General features: G+C 63.4%; 16 protein-coding genes and 1 tRNA gene. 13 read left to right on the top strand and 4 right to left on the bottom strand.

What is annotated here, in order from left to right:
• Positions 1-74: 74 nt before the first annotated feature.
• The 5 genes from pgk (at position 75) to thiE (ending at position 3,929) form a co-directional block, all read left to right on the top strand.
• Positions 75-1,277 carry a phosphoglycerate kinase gene (pgk, locus tag Q0L48_RS02735; RefSeq protein WP_296716909.1) on the top strand — a complete coding sequence of 401 codons (1,203 nt, stop codon included), beginning with the start codon at positions 75-77 and terminating at the stop codon, positions 1,275-1,277.
• A 1-nt stretch (position 1,278) separates the two neighbouring features.
• The gene (locus Q0L48_RS02730) at positions 1,279-1,704 is read left to right on the top strand and encodes a nuclear transport factor 2 family protein (protein ID WP_296716908.1); all 426 of its coding nucleotides are present in this window, start codon (positions 1,279-1,281) and stop codon (positions 1,702-1,704) included.
• 18 nt (positions 1,705-1,722) lie between these two features.
• Positions 1,723-2,175 carry a PaaI family thioesterase gene (locus tag Q0L48_RS02725; RefSeq protein ID WP_296716906.1) on the top strand — a complete coding sequence of 151 codons (453 nt, stop codon included), beginning with the start codon at positions 1,723-1,725 and terminating at the stop codon, positions 2,173-2,175.
• Positions 2,176-2,341: 166 nt separating this feature from the next.
• On the top strand, positions 2,342-3,226 hold the full coding sequence (locus Q0L48_RS02720) for a fructose bisphosphate aldolase (RefSeq protein WP_296716904.1): 885 nt from the start codon (positions 2,342-2,344) through the stop codon (positions 3,224-3,226).
• A gap of 58 nt (positions 3,227-3,284) precedes the next feature.
• A complete protein-coding gene (thiE, locus tag Q0L48_RS02715) occupies positions 3,285-3,929 on the top strand; it encodes a thiamine phosphate synthase (protein ID WP_296716902.1) in 645 nt (214 codons plus the stop codon).
• A gap of 74 nt (positions 3,930-4,003) precedes the next feature.
• Here the strand turns inward: thiE and Q0L48_RS02710 are convergent, their stop codons facing one another.
• Positions 4,004-4,318, bottom strand: a complete 315-nt coding sequence (locus Q0L48_RS02710) for a hypothetical protein (protein WP_296716900.1) — start codon at positions 4,316-4,318, stop codon at positions 4,004-4,006.
• A 146-nt stretch (positions 4,319-4,464) separates the two neighbouring features.
• The gene (locus Q0L48_RS02705) at positions 4,465-4,890 is read right to left on the bottom strand and encodes an elongation factor P (protein ID WP_296716899.1); all 426 of its coding nucleotides are present in this window, start codon (positions 4,888-4,890) and stop codon (positions 4,465-4,467) included.
• A gap of 168 nt (positions 4,891-5,058) precedes the next feature.
• Here Q0L48_RS02705 and efp point away from each other — a divergent pair, with 168 nt between their 5' ends.
• From efp to Q0L48_RS02675, 6 genes are all read left to right on the top strand, one after another.
• Entirely contained in the window at positions 5,059-5,622 is a 564-nt protein-coding gene (gene efp / locus Q0L48_RS02700) for an elongation factor P (RefSeq protein ID WP_296716898.1), read from the top strand.
• Positions 5,623-5,630: 8 nt separating this feature from the next.
• Positions 5,631-6,449, top strand: a complete 819-nt coding sequence (locus tag Q0L48_RS02695; protein WP_296716896.1) for an inositol monophosphatase family protein — start codon at positions 5,631-5,633, stop codon at positions 6,447-6,449.
• 57 nt (positions 6,450-6,506) lie between these two features.
• A tRNA-Leu gene (locus Q0L48_RS02690) sits at positions 6,507-6,591 on the top strand.
• A 68-nt stretch (positions 6,592-6,659) separates the two neighbouring features.
• The gene (locus tag Q0L48_RS02685) at positions 6,660-8,495 is read left to right on the top strand and encodes an SLC13 family permease (RefSeq protein WP_296716895.1); all 1,836 of its coding nucleotides are present in this window, start codon (positions 6,660-6,662) and stop codon (positions 8,493-8,495) included.
• 134 nt (positions 8,496-8,629) lie between these two features.
• Complete coding sequence (locus Q0L48_RS02680) at positions 8,630-8,911, top strand: hypothetical protein (RefSeq protein WP_296716893.1); 282 nt, start codon at positions 8,630-8,632, stop codon at positions 8,909-8,911.
• Positions 8,912-9,130: 219 nt separating this feature from the next.
• A complete protein-coding gene (locus Q0L48_RS02675) occupies positions 9,131-10,456 on the top strand; it encodes an amidohydrolase (protein WP_296716891.1) in 1,326 nt (441 codons plus the stop codon).
• An 86-nt stretch (positions 10,457-10,542) separates the two neighbouring features.
• Here Q0L48_RS02675 and Q0L48_RS02670 read toward each other — a convergent pair whose 3' ends face one another.
• Together Q0L48_RS02670 and Q0L48_RS02665 are read right to left on the bottom strand one after the other, a co-directional pair.
• Positions 10,543-10,728, bottom strand: coding sequence for a hypothetical protein (locus Q0L48_RS02670; protein WP_273675364.1), 186 nt, complete (start codon positions 10,726-10,728; stop codon positions 10,543-10,545).
• 96 nt (positions 10,729-10,824) lie between these two features.
• Positions 10,825-12,423, bottom strand: coding sequence for an isocitrate lyase (locus Q0L48_RS02665; RefSeq protein WP_296716886.1), 1,599 nt, complete (start codon positions 12,421-12,423; stop codon positions 10,825-10,827).
• Between the two features lie 177 nt (positions 12,424-12,600).
• On the opposite strand from Q0L48_RS02665, the gene Q0L48_RS02660 reads away from it, so the two are divergent.
• Positions 12,601-13,953, top strand: coding sequence for a short-chain fatty acyl-CoA regulator family protein (locus Q0L48_RS02660; RefSeq protein WP_296716883.1), 1,353 nt, complete (start codon positions 12,601-12,603; stop codon positions 13,951-13,953).
• Between the two features lie 119 nt (positions 13,954-14,072).
• Complete coding sequence (locus tag Q0L48_RS02655; protein WP_296716880.1) at positions 14,073-15,458, top strand: TIGR03013 family XrtA/PEP-CTERM system glycosyltransferase; 1,386 nt, start codon at positions 14,073-14,075, stop codon at positions 15,456-15,458.
• Positions 15,459-15,463: the final 5 nt, after the last annotated feature.

The raw sequence follows: 15,463 nt of genomic DNA, 5'->3' as shown, positions 1-15,463 counted from the left end.
CCCGCTGCGACTAGCCAGCAAGCTGGCAAGTCTCGCTACCCCTCCCGCAGGCGGGAGGGGGCCAGGAGATGCCGATGCCCAAGTTCAAGACCCTCGATGATCTGCCTGCCGATCTCACCGGAGAGGTTGCGCTGGTGCGGGTCGATCTCAACCTGCCGATGAAGGACGGTTCGGCGACCGACCTGACCCGCGTCGAGGCGGTCAAGCCGACCATCCTAGAACTGGCGGGCAGGGGTGCCAAGGTGCTGCTGCTGGCGCATTTCGGGCGGCCGGGCGGTCAGCGGTCGTCGGTCCTGTCGACCAGCATGGTGGTGGGCGATGTCGAGCAGGTGCTCGGCATGGAAGTGATGTTCATCCCCGAAATCACCGGCCCGGTGGTGGCGCAGTCGATCGGGATACTGCGCGGCGGCGATATCGGCCTGCTCGACAATACCCGCTTCTGGCCGGGTGAGGAGGCCAATGATCCCAACCTTGCGCAGGCGATCGCGGCCAACGGCACGCTGTATGTCAACGACGCCTTCAGCGCCGCGCACCGCGCCCATGCGACGACCGAAGGGCTGGCGCATTTCCTGCCCGCCTATGCCGGTCGCTCGATGGAAGCAGAGTTGAAGGCGCTCGATGCCGCGCTCGGCAGTCCCGAAACGCCGGTTGCGGCGGTGGTCGGCGGGGCCAAGGTTTCGACCAAGCTTGCCGTGCTCGAACATCTGGTGGGCAAGGTGCAGCACCTTATCATCGGCGGCGGCATGGCCAACACCTTCCTCGCCGCGCGCGGGGTGAATGTCGGCAAGTCGCTGTGCGAGCATGATCTGGCCGATAACGTTGCCCGCATCATGGACGAGGCCGATCACGCAGGCTGCACCGTCCACCTGCCCTATGACGTGGTGGTGGCGAAGGAATTCGCGGCGAACCCCGCGTCTTTGCGCACCTGCAACGTCCACGAGGTTGCCGAAGACGAGATGATCCTTGACCTTGGCCCGCAGGCGGTCGAGGCGCTGGCGGATGTGCTGAAGACCTGCCGCACACTGGTGTGGAACGGGCCGCTGGGCGCGTTCGAGACCGAGCCATTCGATGCGGCCACGGTTGCGTTGGCACGCACGGCGGCGGCGCTGACGCTGGAAGGATCGCTGATCAGCGTAGCGGGCGGCGGCGATACGGTCGCGGCGCTGGTGCAGGCGGGTGCATCCGAAGATTTTTCCTATGTTTCAACCGCAGGCGGCGCGTTCCTCGAATGGATGGAAGGGCGCGTCCTGCCGGGCGTAGCCGCGCTTCAGGCCTGATATGGCGAATGTCGAGTCCGAGATAGAAGCGCTCGAACTGCGCCTGATGCGGGCGTGGGTGGCGGGCGACGCCAAGGAAGCCAAAAAGCTCACCGCGCGCGATTTCATGTGCATGGTCGGCACCTTGCCGCCGCAGCTGCTCGACCGGCCGAGCTTCCTTGCCGGTCTGGAACGCGGCTTTGCCTGCACCAAGTTCGCTTTTCACGAGGTGTTCGTGCGGCGGCACGGCAAAAGCGCATGGTTCGTGGCCGGGTCCGAACTTGAACTCGCGATGGGCGCAAAGCTCTGGTCGGGACCGTTTCTGGTCACCGGCCTGTGGCGCAAGGGTACGATCGGCGGGTGGAAGCTCGCCGAACGCAGCCTGGCGCGGCTCGACGAGGGCGACAACCTCGCCGCAGCAGTCGGCAAGCTGCAATTGTGGAAATAGGCGCGGGGTGCGAGCACGATGAGCGAAACCGACGATTGGGGCTACGCCACGGCTAGCCTGTGCACCGAGGGAGAATTCGCCGGGTGGCGCCACTGGACGCAGGACCCGTTCGAAACCCGTTCCGGCCCGTTCTATATGCGGCGCGAGGATGATGGCAGCTATGTCAGCGCCTTCCGCGCCGAACCGCGCCACATGAACGGCGGCGGCTTCATGCATGGCGGCTGCCTGCTGACCTTCGCGGATTTCGCCCTGTTCGCCATTGCGACCGAGGAATTGAGCGGCGGCCACGCGGTGACGCTGAACCTAGCAGGCGATTTTCTCGGAGCCGTCGCGCCCGGCGCTCTGGTCGAGGCGCGCGGCGAGGTAACGCGCGGCGGGGGCAAGACCATTTTCGTGCGCGGGTTGGTGACGGGCGACGGCACGCCCGCGCTCAGTTTTACCGGAATCATCCGGCGCCTGACGCCGCGGTGACCTAGGTTACTGTAGCATTTGTGCAGCTGCAGCATGGCTGTTGCAGCCCGCGCAAACGCTCGCTAAGTGCCCGGTCGAACCTTCGCCTGCATAGGTATGCATAGACCTGTGAGGGCAGCCACAACAGCCACATCGCGCACGCCCCGCGCCACTGGAGAACGCCGCAATGAACACCCAGGAAATGACGACCCGCATCGCCACCGGACAGGGCTTTATCGCGGCGCTCGACCAGTCTGGCGGCTCCACGCCGAAGGCGCTGCGCGGATACGGGGTCGATGACAGCGAATGGTCGGGCGATGACGAGATGTTCGGGGCAATCCACGCGATGCGCGCCCGCGTCATCACGGCGCCGTGTTTTGGCAGCGGCAAGGTGATCGGCGCGATTCTGTTCGAAAAGACCATGGACGGCGAAGTGGAAGGCAAGCCCACCGCCGAGGCGCTGAAAGCCCGCGGGATCGTGCCGTTCATCAAGGTCGATGAAGGCCTCGCAGACGAAGCGGACGGCGTGCAGTTGATGAAGCCGATGACGAAGCTGGCGGCGCTGCTGGAAAAGTCGGCAGCGCACGGCATGTTCGGCACCAAGATGCGCTCGGTCATCAAGTCGGCGAACCCGGCCGGGATCGCTGCGGTGGTCGCCCAGCAGTTTGAAGTGGCGGCGCAGATCATCGCCGCCGGGCTGATGCCGATTATCGAGCCTGAATACGACATTACTGCCGCAGACCGTGTTGACGGCGAGGAGATTCTGCTTGCGGAGATCACCAAGCATCTCGGCGCGCTGCCCGAAGGCCAGCAGGTCATGCTCAAGCTATCGATTCCGGCAACGGCGGGCCTCTACACGCCGCTGACGCAGCATCCCAAGGTGCTGCGCGTGGTCGCTCTGTCGGGCGGGTTCTCGACCGACGACGCCTGCACGCGGCTTGCGCAGAACCCCGGCATGATCGCCAGCTTCAGCCGCGGGCTGTTGCAGGATTTGCGCAAAACCCAGTCGGATGACGAGTTCGATACCGTGCTCGGCAAGGCGATCGACCAGATTGCCAGCGCCAGCGTCTGATACGGCGCCTGCCCCTGAACAGGTGACAGCCGCGCAACAAGGCAGTAGCGAGCGCGGCATGATCGAAACGCAGCTTTATCTCATCTCCCCGCTCGACGTCGGCGGCGATTTTCCGCAACGGCTTGAACGCGCGCTGGCGGCGGGGAAGGGGCCCAAAAGCCAGCTCGTCACCGCCTTCCAGTTCCGCGTGAAGGGTGTCGACAGCCACGAGGCCGCCGAACTGGCCGCGCCGCTGCAGGCGATCTGCGCTGCGCATGATGTCGCGTTCATCGTTAACGATTCGGTGGCGCTGGCCAAGCGGCTGAAGGCCGACGGGGTGCATCTGGGGCAGGACGACGGATCGCCGCGCGATGCGCGCGAGGAATTGGGTCGCGAAGCGCAGATCGGCGTCACCTGCCACGCCAGCCGCCACATGGCGATGGAAGCGGGCGAGGCGGGGGCGGATTACGTAGCCTTCGGCGCGTTCTATCCCTCCACCACCAAGGACAAGGGGCCGGACGCCGAGGTGCCCGAGCTTGAGACGCTGCAATGGTGGAGCCAGATCTTCGAAATTCCCTGTGTAGCCATCGGTGGCATCACGCCCGACAACTGCGCTCCGCTGATTGCAGCAGGGGCGGATTTCCTCGCCGTATCGGGCGCGGTGTGGGGCGGTAACGAGGTCGCCGCGATCGAGGCCTTCGCCAAGGTGATCAAGCGCACGTGAGAGGGGCGGGAGAGTGATCGCCCGTCCGCTTTCGGGCGCTGCGTCACGAACGGTGAATGGCTGCTGATGGGTGGTTAGCGGACGACCCCGATGTCGGGCGATGTAGCGCCGATGGACTCTAAATCTTCTTGCACGATTATCCGATCGTAGCTCTTCCAAAATGGATCGGAATACGCAGATTGAATATCTGCCATTTGCGGGAAGCGGCCAGCGGCGCGGAAAACTCCTATTTCGGCGATCAGGCGCTTGTGCAGTCCATCGCCTTCTGTAGCGCGGAAATCAGACAGTGCGTCGCTAAAGCTGCTGTAAATCTCGGTCGCCATCTGATTCCAATATCCTTCCATGAAGGTTTGGAAGGCTGATGGATTGTCATTCGAGATAACGGTCATGGGGCACCGATTCTGTTGGCGATTGCTTGCATTGTAAGGCAGCCACTGAAGGTCAGCTATGGGGTCGTTTCCCGAACGGCAGCTTTTGTCCGGACAACACCACAAGCCGACACTCGCCACCGCAATCGCGCGGCACGGCCGAAAACCTAGCCGCTGCCGCCAACCCGGGTGCAGATCAGCCGTGACGGGGTGCCGTCGGCGTTCAGCTTTTGCAGCATGTTGTCGCCCAGCTGCCGGAACTTCTCGTCGGTCTTGGGGCCGCGGGTGAAGACCACTTCGTCGCCGCGCATCAGGTATATGCCGCGCCCTTGCGGGTTGCGATAGCTGGAGGCGTTGCCGATGCGGAAACCCTCGGCCTCGACCACCCGGTAGGCTTCGCCGCCCGCGTCGCCCGGCAAGGCGCACTGCCACTCGCCGCGCTGCAATGTGCGCAGCATCGTGCCGCCCGGCGCCAGATCGGGGTTGCCCGGCGGGCGTGCGTCCTTGCGATCCTGCGCGCCGGCGAGGCCCGAACCGAAGGTGGCGATGGCCGCAGCGCTCAGCGTGAGGATGATGATGTAGCGGGTTCGCATGCGGCGCCTCTACCAGCCCGGTGCTGCCAAGGCCACGGCTTTCCTGCGGTCCGCCTTGCGCTTGCCGTGCCGCCAGTGATCGGCTATCGGCGCGCATTATTTGCGGGATGCCTGCCGGTCGGCGGCGCACCCTCCCACGATTTCCTTCAGCAAAAGGCCAATAGCCCCATGAAGATCAGCGGCGTCGATATCCGCCCCGGCAATATTCTGGAATATGAAAAAGGCATCTGGAAAGTTGCCAAGATCCAGCACACCCAGCCGGGCAAGGGCGGGGCGTACATGCAGGTCGAAATGAAGAACCTGCAGGATGGCCGCAAGACCAACGTGCGGTTCCGCAGCGCCGATACGATCGAGCGCGTGCGGCTCGACACCAAGGAATTCCAGTTCCTGTATGCCGAGGGCGATGATCTCGTCTTCATGGACAATGACACCTTCGAACAGATCACGCTGCCCGGCGATCTGCTGGGCGATGCGCGCCCGTTCCTGCAGGACGGGATGCAGGTGAACCTTGAGCTGTGGGACGAAAAGCCGATCTCGGTCGAGCTGCCCTCGCAGATCGAAGCCGTGATTGTGGAGGCCGACGCCGTGGTGAAGGGGCAGACCGCCTCGTCCAGCTACAAGCCTGCGATCCTCGACAACGGCGTGCGCATCATGGTGCCGCCGCATATCGGCAGCGGCACGCGCATCATCGTCGATGTGTACGAACAGGCCTACGTCGGCAAGGCGAGCTGAGCAGACACATGGCAGCTATTTCCGGCCTGATCCGCGTGATGGAACGCGCAGCGCGCAAGGCGGGCGGGCGTTTGCGGCGTGATTTCGGCGAAGTCGAACATTTGCAGGCCAGCCGCAAAGGCCCGGCCGATTTCGTGAGCAAGGCGGACATTCGTTCCGAACGCACGCTGTATGATGAACTGCTCGCCGCGCGGCCCGGTTGGGGCTTCGTGATGGAGGAAGCGGGCGTGATCGAAGGCGATCCGGGCATGCCGCGCTGGATCGTCGATCCGCTGGATGGGACGACCAATTTCCTCCACGGCATCCCGCATTTCGCCATTTCCATCGCCGCGCAGGAGCCCAAGCCCGACGGCAGCGGGTGGGGCGATGTGGTCGCGGGTGTGGTGTATCAGCCGATCACCGACCAGACCTTCTGGGCGGAAAAATCGCGCGGTGCGTGGCTGCAGGATGCGCGGTTGCGGGTTTCGGCCCGTTCGCGCCTTGGCGATGCGCTGGTGGCAACCGGCATTCCGTTCTTCGGCCACGGCGACTTTTCGGAATGGAGCCGGATTTTCGGTGCGATCGGCCCGGAAGTGGCAGGCATTCGCCGGTTCGGCGCGGCCTCGCTCGATCTCGCTTACGTGGCGCAGGGCCGGTTTGACGGCTTCTGGGAAAGCGGCCTGTCCGACTGGGATACCGCCGCCGGATGCCTGCTTGTGCGCGAAGCGGGCGGGTTCGTATCCGATTTCCGCGGTCGCTCCGCACCGATCCATTCAGAGCAGGTGCTGGCCGCCAATGATGCGCTGCATTCCCGGCTGCACAAATTGCTGGCGGGGAGCCTGCGTTAAGGCGAGTTGATTTGCAGCGAAGGCACGTTTAACAGCCGTCCCGACGCTGCCCGGTGTGCCCCTGTGGTGGAATTGGTAGACGCGCTCGACTCAAAATCGAGTTTCGAAAGAAGTGCCAGTTCGAGTCTGGCCAGGGGCACCACTCACGACGCCTTCGTATAAACCGCTTGTCTTTGCCCTGCGCTATTGGGTAGCCACGAGGGCACAACCATGCTGGATCCCCCATCCTATCACGCGATAGCGGCCATGGCGGTGACCGTTGCGATGTTCATCGCCTTTGCGCGGGGTCGTTATTCGGTCGAGATCATCTCGCTCATCACCATCGCAGTCATTGGTGTGGGCCTGTATTTCGCCCCGCTTGAAGGAACCAAGCCGACCGACGGGTTGGCGATCGCGTTCGGCGGGTTCGGGCATCAGGCGCTGATCACTATCTGCGCGCTGATGATCATGGGGCGAGGGCTGGTGGTTACCGGTGCGCTCGACCCGTTTGCGCGCCTGCTGGAAGGCGTGTTCCGCACCAACAGCCAGATCGGGCTGCTGTTCGCCCTGTTCGTGGCGTTCTTCCTGTCGATGTTCGTCAATGACACGCCTGTCATGGTGTTGATGCTGCCGATCCTTGTCGCCTTGGCGGGCAAGGGGGTCGCCGCGTCATCCAAGACGCTGATGCCGGTCAATGCCGCGGTGTTGATCGGCGGCATGGGCACCACCATCGGCACCTCCACCAATATTCTCGTGGTCAGCATTGCCGAGGATATCGGGATGGAAACCATCGGCGTGTTCCAGTTCACCCCGATCGTGCTGATGGCGGCGGTGGTGGCGCTGCCTTATCTATGGCTGGTGATGCCGCGCCTGCTGCGCGACAACAGCGTCATCCCTGAGAACATCCGCCGCACCTTTCACACCCGGTTGCGGGTGGGAAGCAGCAGCCTGCTTGCCGGGGCAGAGCTTTCCGCGGTGCAGGACAAGCTGCCCGAAGGGATCACTTTCCACGATAATCCGACCGGAGTGCTCCAGCCGCAGCAGCGCCTGCACATCTCCGGCACGCACGAGGCAATCGAGGAAGCGGCCCGCGCGCTAAAGGGGGAGCTTGCTCCCGCTTGGGTGCTTGACCGGATCCGCCGCGTCTCCAAGGATCAGGGCGAGGATATCGTCGCGGTCGAGATGACGGTGACGGGCGATTCGCGCCTGATCACCCGCACGCTCGCCAGTTCGGGCATTGCCGATCTCTACGGCGTTGCGGTGCTGGGAATTCACCGGCCTGACCGGGTGCTGGGCGAACGCGATACCTATTCCGAAGCGGGCGACCTTCGCATCCTCGAAGGCGATGTGCTGCTGGTGATGGGGATCGAGGAAGACCTCCAGAAATTCGCCAATAATGACGGGTTGCTGCGGCTCGAAGGGGCGCGTGAATTGCCGCGCCGGTCGAAGGCTGTGCTCGCCGGTGCGATCATGCTCGGCGCGATTGCCACTGCCTCGGTCGGCTTGCCGTGGTTCGATGCCAATGGCTTTGCACCGATCAAGCTACCGATTGCGATTGCCGCGCTGGCGGGCGCGATCCTGATGTTTGTGACCGGCTGCGTGAAGTTCGACCGCGTGGGCCGCGCGCTTTCGGCCAAGGTAATCGTGCTGATCGCCGCCAGCATTGCCATTGGCCGGGTGATCGACGCCAGCGGCGCGGCGGAATTTCTGGGGCAGGCGCTCTCGCTCGGGCTTGCCTATCTGCCGCCTGCGCTGGTGCTGTCGGCGATCATGCTATTCGTCACGATCCTCACCAATTTCGCGTCCAACGCCACAGCCGCCACCATCGGCACTCCGATCGCGTTCAGCATCGCAACCGAGCTTGGCATGCCGGCAGAGCCGCTGGTGCTGGCGGTACTGTTCGGCTGCAATCTGGCTTACGCCACGCCCATCGCTTACCAGACCAACATGCTGATCATGTCCGAAGGCGGGTATGAATTCGGCGATTACATGCGTGCAGGCGTGCCGCTGGTCGCGCTGATGGTGACGGTGCTCTCGGTCATATTGGTGCTGTGGTACGGGTTGTAGGCATTCGACGTCCGGTCCCTCACTTCACCCGTGATTACAGCGACATCCGCGATTCTTCTCGACAGCAGAAAATAATGCTGGTGCAGCCGCAGGTTCGCACCGTGGTGGGTGGATGCGTCAGCAAGGAAATGAACATGACCGAAGAACGCATTACCGAAACCCGCACGCCTGAAGGCAATACCCACACCACTACCACAATCGTCACCGACCAGCCGGGTTCTGGCGGCGGATCCAAATGGTTTGGACTGCTGGCTCTGATCCTTGTGGGCGGCGCCGCAGTGCTAGTGTTTTCGCAAATGAGCGATGCCGAAGTGGCGAAGGATGCTGCCGTTGCCGACGCTGCCACGCAAGTTGGCAATGCTGCAGGCCAGGTCGGCGATGCAGCCGAACAGGCAATCGACAAGGTTGCGCAATAGCCTCAGCTGTCGCCTCCTCTCACCCGAAGAGGGGAGGCGACACTGGGTGGTTTCCTAACCGGCGCGAGATGTGCCATGTTCGAGGCATGATCATAGCCCGACCTTGCAAGACTGCGTGCCTTTTAGGACAGTTTGAGAGGCTGGGTTTTTGAGTCCTGAACAGTGTCTCATGTGTCTCCTACACGGCGCATGGGTCAGCGGATAACGAAGGGGAAAGCGATGCGAATCACGGCGATCTTGGCAGGGGCGAGCGCGTTGGCGCTGATGGCGGTGCCGGCGCAGGCGGACGAACTGCGCGATGCAGTGGCGGCGGATATGCCCGCGCTGATCGATCTGTATCAGGATCTGCACGCCAATCCCGAATTGAGCTTTCAGGAAGTCGAAACCGCTACGAAGCTCGCCGCCCGCGCGCGCGCGCTGGGTTTCGAAGTGACCGAAGGCGTCGGCAAGACCGGCGTCGTGGCCGTGATGAAAAACGGTGATGGCCCCACAGTGATGCTGCGCGCCGACATGGACGGGTTGCCAGTGATCGAACAGACCGGGCTGCCCTATGCCTCCAAGCGCACGGGCGTCCCGGCGAGCGGGATCGAAACCGGGATCATGCACGCCTGCGGCCACGATACCCACATGACCGCGTGGATCGGCACCGCGCAGCTACTGGTAGAGCGCAAGGACCAGTGGTCCGGCACGCTGGTAATGATCCTGCAACCCGCCGAGGAAATCGGCGAGGGCGCGAAAGCGATGCTGGATGACGGGTTGTATACCCGCTTCCCCAAGCCGGATTACGTGCTGGCGTTCCACGATGCAGCGCAGGCGCCTGCCGGGTTCATCGGCTATTCCAGTGGCTTCGCGCTCGCCAATGTCGATTCGGTCGATGTGGTGGTGCCGGGGATTGGCGGGCACGGCGCCTATCCGCACACCACGAAAGACCCAATCGTGATCGCCGCCAGCATTGTCAGCCGGTTGCAGACGCTGGTGAGCCGCGAACTCGACCCGCAGGAGCCTGCGGTGGTCACCGTCGGCAGCTTCCAGGCCGGATCGAAACACAACATCATCCCCGATGAAGCGCGGCTGCAGATCACTGTGCGCAGCTACGCCGACAAGACCCGCCAGCACCTGCTCGACGGGATTGCCCGGATTGCCAAGGGCGAGGCTCTGGCTGCCGGTATGCCCGAGGACAAGCTGCCCAAGGTAACCGTTTCCGATCCTTATACGCCTGCGACCTACAACACGCCCGAATTCACCGAAACCGTGATGTCCGGGCTAAAGCAGCGATTCGATGGCCGCGTGTTCGAAACGCCGAGCGTGATGGGGGGTGAGGATTTCAGCCAGTTCTACCGTGCCGACCCGGAGACGGTCGAATCGCTGATCTTCTGGGTCGGCGGCGTGCGGCATAGCGAATGGGAAAAGGCGCAGGCGGGCGAGATCGATCTGCCCTCGCTGCATTCCCCGTTCTGGGCGCCTGATGCTCCGGTGGTGATCGCCACCGCAACCGAAGCGCTGACCGCAGCGACGCTGGATCTGATGCCGAAGAAGGGCGGGTGATCCCGCAAAAATGCGGCCGCCGGAGCGCGCCTGTTGAGGCGCATTCCGACGGCCGGTTCTCCTCCCCAGGAGAATTGTGAAACGGGTTATTCCGAAGCGGGAACGTAGGTGCCGAGCCGGTGATGCAGGGCGTTGATTTTGGCCAGTTCCTCGCGGTCTTCGGTGTTGCGGGCATGGCTTTCCAGCGCGCGGCGCAGCAGCTTCATATCAGCGGTCGAAAGCAGCGCGCGGGCGCGGGCGGGTTCGGTTTTGGGGGTGTCGGTATCGCTCATTGTCACTCTCCTCGGGTGAATACCCGCAGTCCTTAGGCGGCTTTGCGGGCAACCGGAAGGCTACAAAATGCAGCCCTCCGGCGCTCTCCCAAGCTGTTATGCCGCTTCGAACTGATTCATCGTGTTGTGCGCGCCGCCGGCCTTCAGGGCAGCTTCGCCGGCGAAGTACTCCTTGTGATCGTCGCCGATGTCGCTGCCGGCCATGTTCTGGTGCTTCACGCAGGCGATCCCCTGACGGATCTCCTCGCGCTGCACGTTCTTGACGTAGCCGAGCATCGCCTGCTCGCCGAAGTACTCGCGGGCGAGGTTGTCGGTGCTGAGCGCGGCGGTGTGGTAGGTCGGCAGCGTGATGAGGTGGTGGAAGATGCCGGCCCGCGCAGCGCCATCGCGCTGGAAGGTGCGGATCTTCTCGTCGGCTTCGGCGGCCAGATCGGTGCCGTCGTAGTCGACGCTCATCAGGCGGTCGCGGTCATAGGCGGACACGTCCTTGCCCGCTTCGGCCCACGCGTCGAAGATCTGCTGGCGGAAGCTCAGCGTCCAGTTGAAGCTGGGCGAGTTGTTGTAGACGAGCTTCGCATTGGGCACGACTTCGCGGATGCGATCAACCATGCTGGCGATCTGTTCGACGTGGGGCTTCTCGGTCTCGATCCACAACAGGTCGGCGCCGTTCTGGAGCGAAGTGATGCAGTCGAGCACCACACGGTCCACGCCGGTACCGGGGCGGAACTGGTAGAGGTTTGAAGGCAGACGCTTGGGGGCGAGCAGCTTGCCGTCGCGGCTGATGAAGACCTGTCCGTTGGTGACGTTGGCCGGATCGACTTCATCGGCATCGAGGAAGGCGTTGTACTGGTCGCCCAGATCGCCCGGCTCCTTGGAGAAAGCGATCTGCTTGGTCAGGCCCGCGCCAAGCGAGTCGGTGCGGGCGACGATGACGCCGTCTTCGACACCCATTTCGAGGAACGCCATGCGGCAGGCGCGGATCTTCTGGAGGAAATCCTCATGCGGCACAGTGACCTTGCCGTCCTGGTGACCGCACTGCTTTTCGTCCGAGACCTGATTTTCGATCTGCAGCGCGCAGGCACCCGCTTCGATCATCTTCTTGGCGAGCAGGTAAGTGGCCTCGGCGTTGCCGAACCCTGCGTCGATGTCGGCGATGATCGGCACCACGTGGGTTTCGTAGCTGTCGATAGCATTCTCGAGCCGCTTGGCTTCGACCGCGTCACCGGCTTCGCGGGCCTTGTCGAGCGCGCGGAACATGCCGCCGAGTTCGCGGGCATCGGCCTGCTTGAGGAAGGTGTACAGTTCCTCGATCAGTGCGGGCACCGAGGTCTTCTCGTGCATCGACTGGTCGGGAAGGGGGCCGAATTCGCTGCGCAGCGCGGCGACCATCCAGCCCGAAAGGTAGAGGTAACGCTGCCTGGTGGTGCCGAAATGCTTCTTGATCGCGATCATCTTCTGCTGCGCGATGAAGCCGTGCCAGCAACCGAGCGACTGGGTGTACTGTGCGGGATCGGCATCATAGGCATCCATGTCGGCGCGCATGATCTTGGCAGTGTACTTGGCGATGTCGAGGCCGGTGGCGAAACGGTTCTGGGTGACCATGCGCGCGGCGCTCTCGGGGTCGATGGCAGCCCAGCTCGGGCCGTTCGCGCCAACGATTTCGCGCATCCGGGTGATGGTGTTCTGGTAAGTCATATTCTTCTCCTGTCCGTCCTGGGGAGCGGCGCGCTGCACAGTGGCGGGCGCCTTCGGATGGGCAAGCTGTGGCGTGTTGCGGCGCAGCATGACAGGAAAACTTACAAATAATGTTGTCGGCATCCCGACATTTGCCTGCAATCTTGTGTCAATTGGTGAATTAATTTACAAGAAGCCATGGCAGACACCAACCTCCTCGCCGGACCCGCGCTGCGCCGCTTGCGCAAGCGCGAAGGGCTGACTCAGGCCGCAATGGCCGCCGCGCTCGGCATTTCACCGTCCTATCTCAACCTGATCGAGCGCAACCAGCGCCCGCTTTCGGCCCGCGTGCTGGTGCAGGTGATCGAGCGGTTCGACTTCGATCCGCGTTCGCTGCGCGAGGATGAGGCGATCGGCGGGCTCGACGGGCTGGTGCGCCGCATGGCTGACAAGCGCTTCGCCGATCTCGCCATCGACCGCGAGGAAGTGCAGGAATTCCTGGCCGCTGCGCCGCAAATCGCGGCCGCCTTTGCCCGGATGTACGACACCGGCGGTGCGGAGCGCGCCGAGAGCGAAGAGGCGGCCGCAGCCGTGCGCCGCGCAATCGAACGCTGGCAGAACCACTTCGCCGATCTCGACCACGCTGCCGAGGACCTTGCGGATGAGTTGCGCTTGTCGCGCGGGGAGATCAGCGCCGCACTGGGCGAACGGCTGCGCGAGAAACACCGCATGACTGTGCGCATCCTTCCGGCCGAAGTCATGCCCGGGCAGGTGCATCGGCTCGACCTGCATGCCCGGCAGTTGCAACTGTCCGAGATGCTGCCGGGCGCAGCGCGGCGGTTCCAGATCGCGCGGCAGGTCGGCGCGCTGGAAATGCGCGAGATGATCGAAACTCTGGTGGCCGGGGCTGGCCTGGGTTCTTCCGAAGCGAAGAACCTGTGCCGCGAACACATCACCGATTACCTCGCGGGTGCGCTGCTGCTGCCCTATCGCCGCTTTCTGCGCGCCTGCGAACAGACCGGTTACGATCTGGCGGTGCTGCAACGCCGGTTCGCGGTCAGTTTCGATCAGGCGGCGCAGCGGCTGACGACGCTCGGGCGGGTGGGGGAGCGTGGGCTGCCGTTCTTCATGGCCACGATCGATCGCGCTGGTCGGATGACCCACTTCACCGCCGGGGGAAGCGGCGCGCTCTATCCGCTCGACGGCGCGCGCTGGCCGGCATGGATACCTTTCGCCGCGTTCGAACGTCCCGGCAGCGTGCTGACGCAGGCGGTCACTTTCAGCGAAGGCGAGGCAAGTCCGCGCCACTGGTTTACCCTTACCCGGACAGTCGATGGCGACGGGGTGATGTGCGCGGCCCGCGCGGCGGTGGTGCTGGGGATCGAGGCGCGCTTTGCCGGGGAACTGGCCTATGCACGCGGGATTTCGCTCGATCCAGCCGATGCGGTGCCGCTTGGCACCCCCTGTCTGCGCTGCGGGCGGGCGGAGTGCCTTACCCCGGCACCGGCCCGGATGGCGAGCGACCTGTCGCCGGGGCGGCGCCGTTCCTGACGCAGCATTAACCTTCGTGAGCCGCAGAAAAGCTGGTGCGGGACGCGGTGTAAAGTTTACCGACACTTAAGGTCTATGCACTAGATGGCAGGCTGACTTCACCAGAGGCCCGCCCTGCAATGATCCGCCTGTTCAAGCACTATATCCCGCATGCTGTGCTGCTGCTCGGGTTGCTCGATCTGGGCTTGCTAGTGCTGGCAAGCGAGCTTGCCTGGCAACTGCGCGCTGGCCAGATCGGGATGGAGATCGACCACTTCTCCTATCGCTGGTTGCCGCTGATGGGCACGGCGCTGGTCATCTGGTTGGCGATGATTGCGGTCGGGGTCTATGGTCCCAATGCGCTGCGAAGCCTGCGATTTGCCGGTGCGCGCCTGCTGGTGGCGATCAGCCTCGGCATCATTGCGCTGGCGGTGATCGACTTCGTTTTTCCGAACGACTTTTTCTGGCGTTCGACACTTCTCTATACGATGGGCCTGGCGATCTTGGTTCTGGTCGCGGATCGGCTGCTGCTGACCAGTTTTCTCGGTTCCTCATCGTTCCGGCGAAGGGTGATGGTACTCGGGGCAGGCGACCGGGCGCAGCGACTGCGCGCGCTGGGCGATCAACCCGAAACCGGTTTTGCCATCGTTTCCTACATCGCGATGAGCGACGATCAGCGGATTGTCGAAGAAGCGATACCGCGGGCGGCGATTCACGACCTCGGTCGCTTCGTCGAAAATCTGGGCGTTTCCGAAGTCGTGCTGGCCTTGCAGGAACGCCGCAACGCCTTGCCGCTGAAAGACCTGTTGCGGATCAAGACCAAGGGCGTCCACGTCAACGATTTTTCGAGCTTCATCGAGCGTGAGACCGGACGCGTCGATCTCGATACGATCAACCCAAGCTGGCTGATCTTTTCCGACGGGTTTTCAAGCGGGCGGATGTTTTCCAGCGCGGTCAAACGCATCTTCGATATTGTCGCCAGTTCGGTTCTGCTGGCGCTGACACTGCCGATTATCGGCCTGTTCGCAATTCTGGTGAGGCTGGATAGCAAGGGGCCGGCATTCTTCCGGCAGCAACGCGTCGGGCTGTATGGCGAACCGTTCACGCTGGTAAAACTACGTTCGATGCGCACCGATGCCGAAAAGGACGGGGCCAAATGGGCCGAGGAGAATGACCCGCGCGTCACCCGCATGGGCCGGTTTATCCGTAAGGTTCGCATCGACGAACTGCCGCAGACGTGGAGCGTGCTCAAAGGCCATATGAGCTTTGTGGGGCCGCGTCCCGAAGTGCCGTCCTTTGTCGAAAGCCTTGAGGAAGAAATCCCGTTCTATGGCGAGCGCCACATGGTGAAGCCGGGCATTACCGGTTGGGCACAGATCAATTTCCCCTATGGCGCATCGGTCGAGGATAGCCGTCGCAAGCTCGAATATGATCTCTATTACGCCAAGAATTACACACCCTTCCTTGATCTGGTGATCCTGTTGCAGACTGTGCGGGTCGTGCTCTGGCCGGAAGGTGCGCGGTGATCGGT

This window comes from Erythrobacter sp. (assembly GCF_024305245.1).
Taxonomy (GTDB): Bacteria; Pseudomonadota; Alphaproteobacteria; order Sphingomonadales; family Sphingomonadaceae; genus Erythrobacter.
Note: the sequence above shows the minus strand (reverse complement) of the source record. Positions and strands in the feature narration are given on the sequence as shown.

Coding starts and splice junctions, on each gene's coding strand:
- efp (WP_296716898.1), top strand. CDS start 5,059: ATGAAGATCAGCGGCGTCGATATCCGCCCCGGCAATATTCTGGAATAT.
- Q0L48_RS02675 (WP_296716891.1), top strand. CDS start 9,131: ATGCGAATCACGGCGATCTTGGCAGGGGCGAGCGCGTTGGCGCTGATG.
- Q0L48_RS02730 (WP_296716908.1), top strand. CDS start 1,279: ATGGCGAATGTCGAGTCCGAGATAGAAGCGCTCGAACTGCGCCTGATG.
- Q0L48_RS02695 (WP_296716896.1), top strand. CDS start 5,631: ATGGCAGCTATTTCCGGCCTGATCCGCGTGATGGAACGCGCAGCGCGC.
- Q0L48_RS02720 (WP_296716904.1), top strand. CDS start 2,342: ATGAACACCCAGGAAATGACGACCCGCATCGCCACCGGACAGGGCTTT.
- Q0L48_RS02655 (WP_296716880.1), top strand. CDS start 14,073: ATGATCCGCCTGTTCAAGCACTATATCCCGCATGCTGTGCTGCTGCTC.
- thiE (WP_296716902.1), top strand. CDS start 3,285: ATGATCGAAACGCAGCTTTATCTCATCTCCCCGCTCGACGTCGGCGGC.
- Q0L48_RS02660 (WP_296716883.1), top strand. CDS start 12,601: ATGGCAGACACCAACCTCCTCGCCGGACCCGCGCTGCGCCGCTTGCGC.
- pgk (WP_296716909.1), top strand. CDS start 75: ATGCCCAAGTTCAAGACCCTCGATGATCTGCCTGCCGATCTCACCGGA.
- Q0L48_RS02680 (WP_296716893.1), top strand. CDS start 8,630: ATGACCGAAGAACGCATTACCGAAACCCGCACGCCTGAAGGCAATACC.
- Q0L48_RS02705 (WP_296716899.1), bottom strand. CDS start 4,890: ATGCGAACCCGCTACATCATCATCCTCACGCTGAGCGCTGCGGCCATC.
- Q0L48_RS02710 (WP_296716900.1), bottom strand. CDS start 4,318: ATGACCGTTATCTCGAATGACAATCCATCAGCCTTCCAAACCTTCATG.
- Q0L48_RS02685 (WP_296716895.1), top strand. CDS start 6,660: ATGCTGGATCCCCCATCCTATCACGCGATAGCGGCCATGGCGGTGACC.
- Q0L48_RS02725 (WP_296716906.1), top strand. CDS start 1,723: ATGAGCGAAACCGACGATTGGGGCTACGCCACGGCTAGCCTGTGCACC.
- Q0L48_RS02670 (WP_273675364.1), bottom strand. CDS start 10,728: ATGAGCGATACCGACACCCCCAAAACCGAACCCGCCCGCGCCCGCGCG.
- Q0L48_RS02665 (WP_296716886.1), bottom strand. CDS start 12,423: ATGACTTACCAGAACACCATCACCCGGATGCGCGAAATCGTTGGCGCG.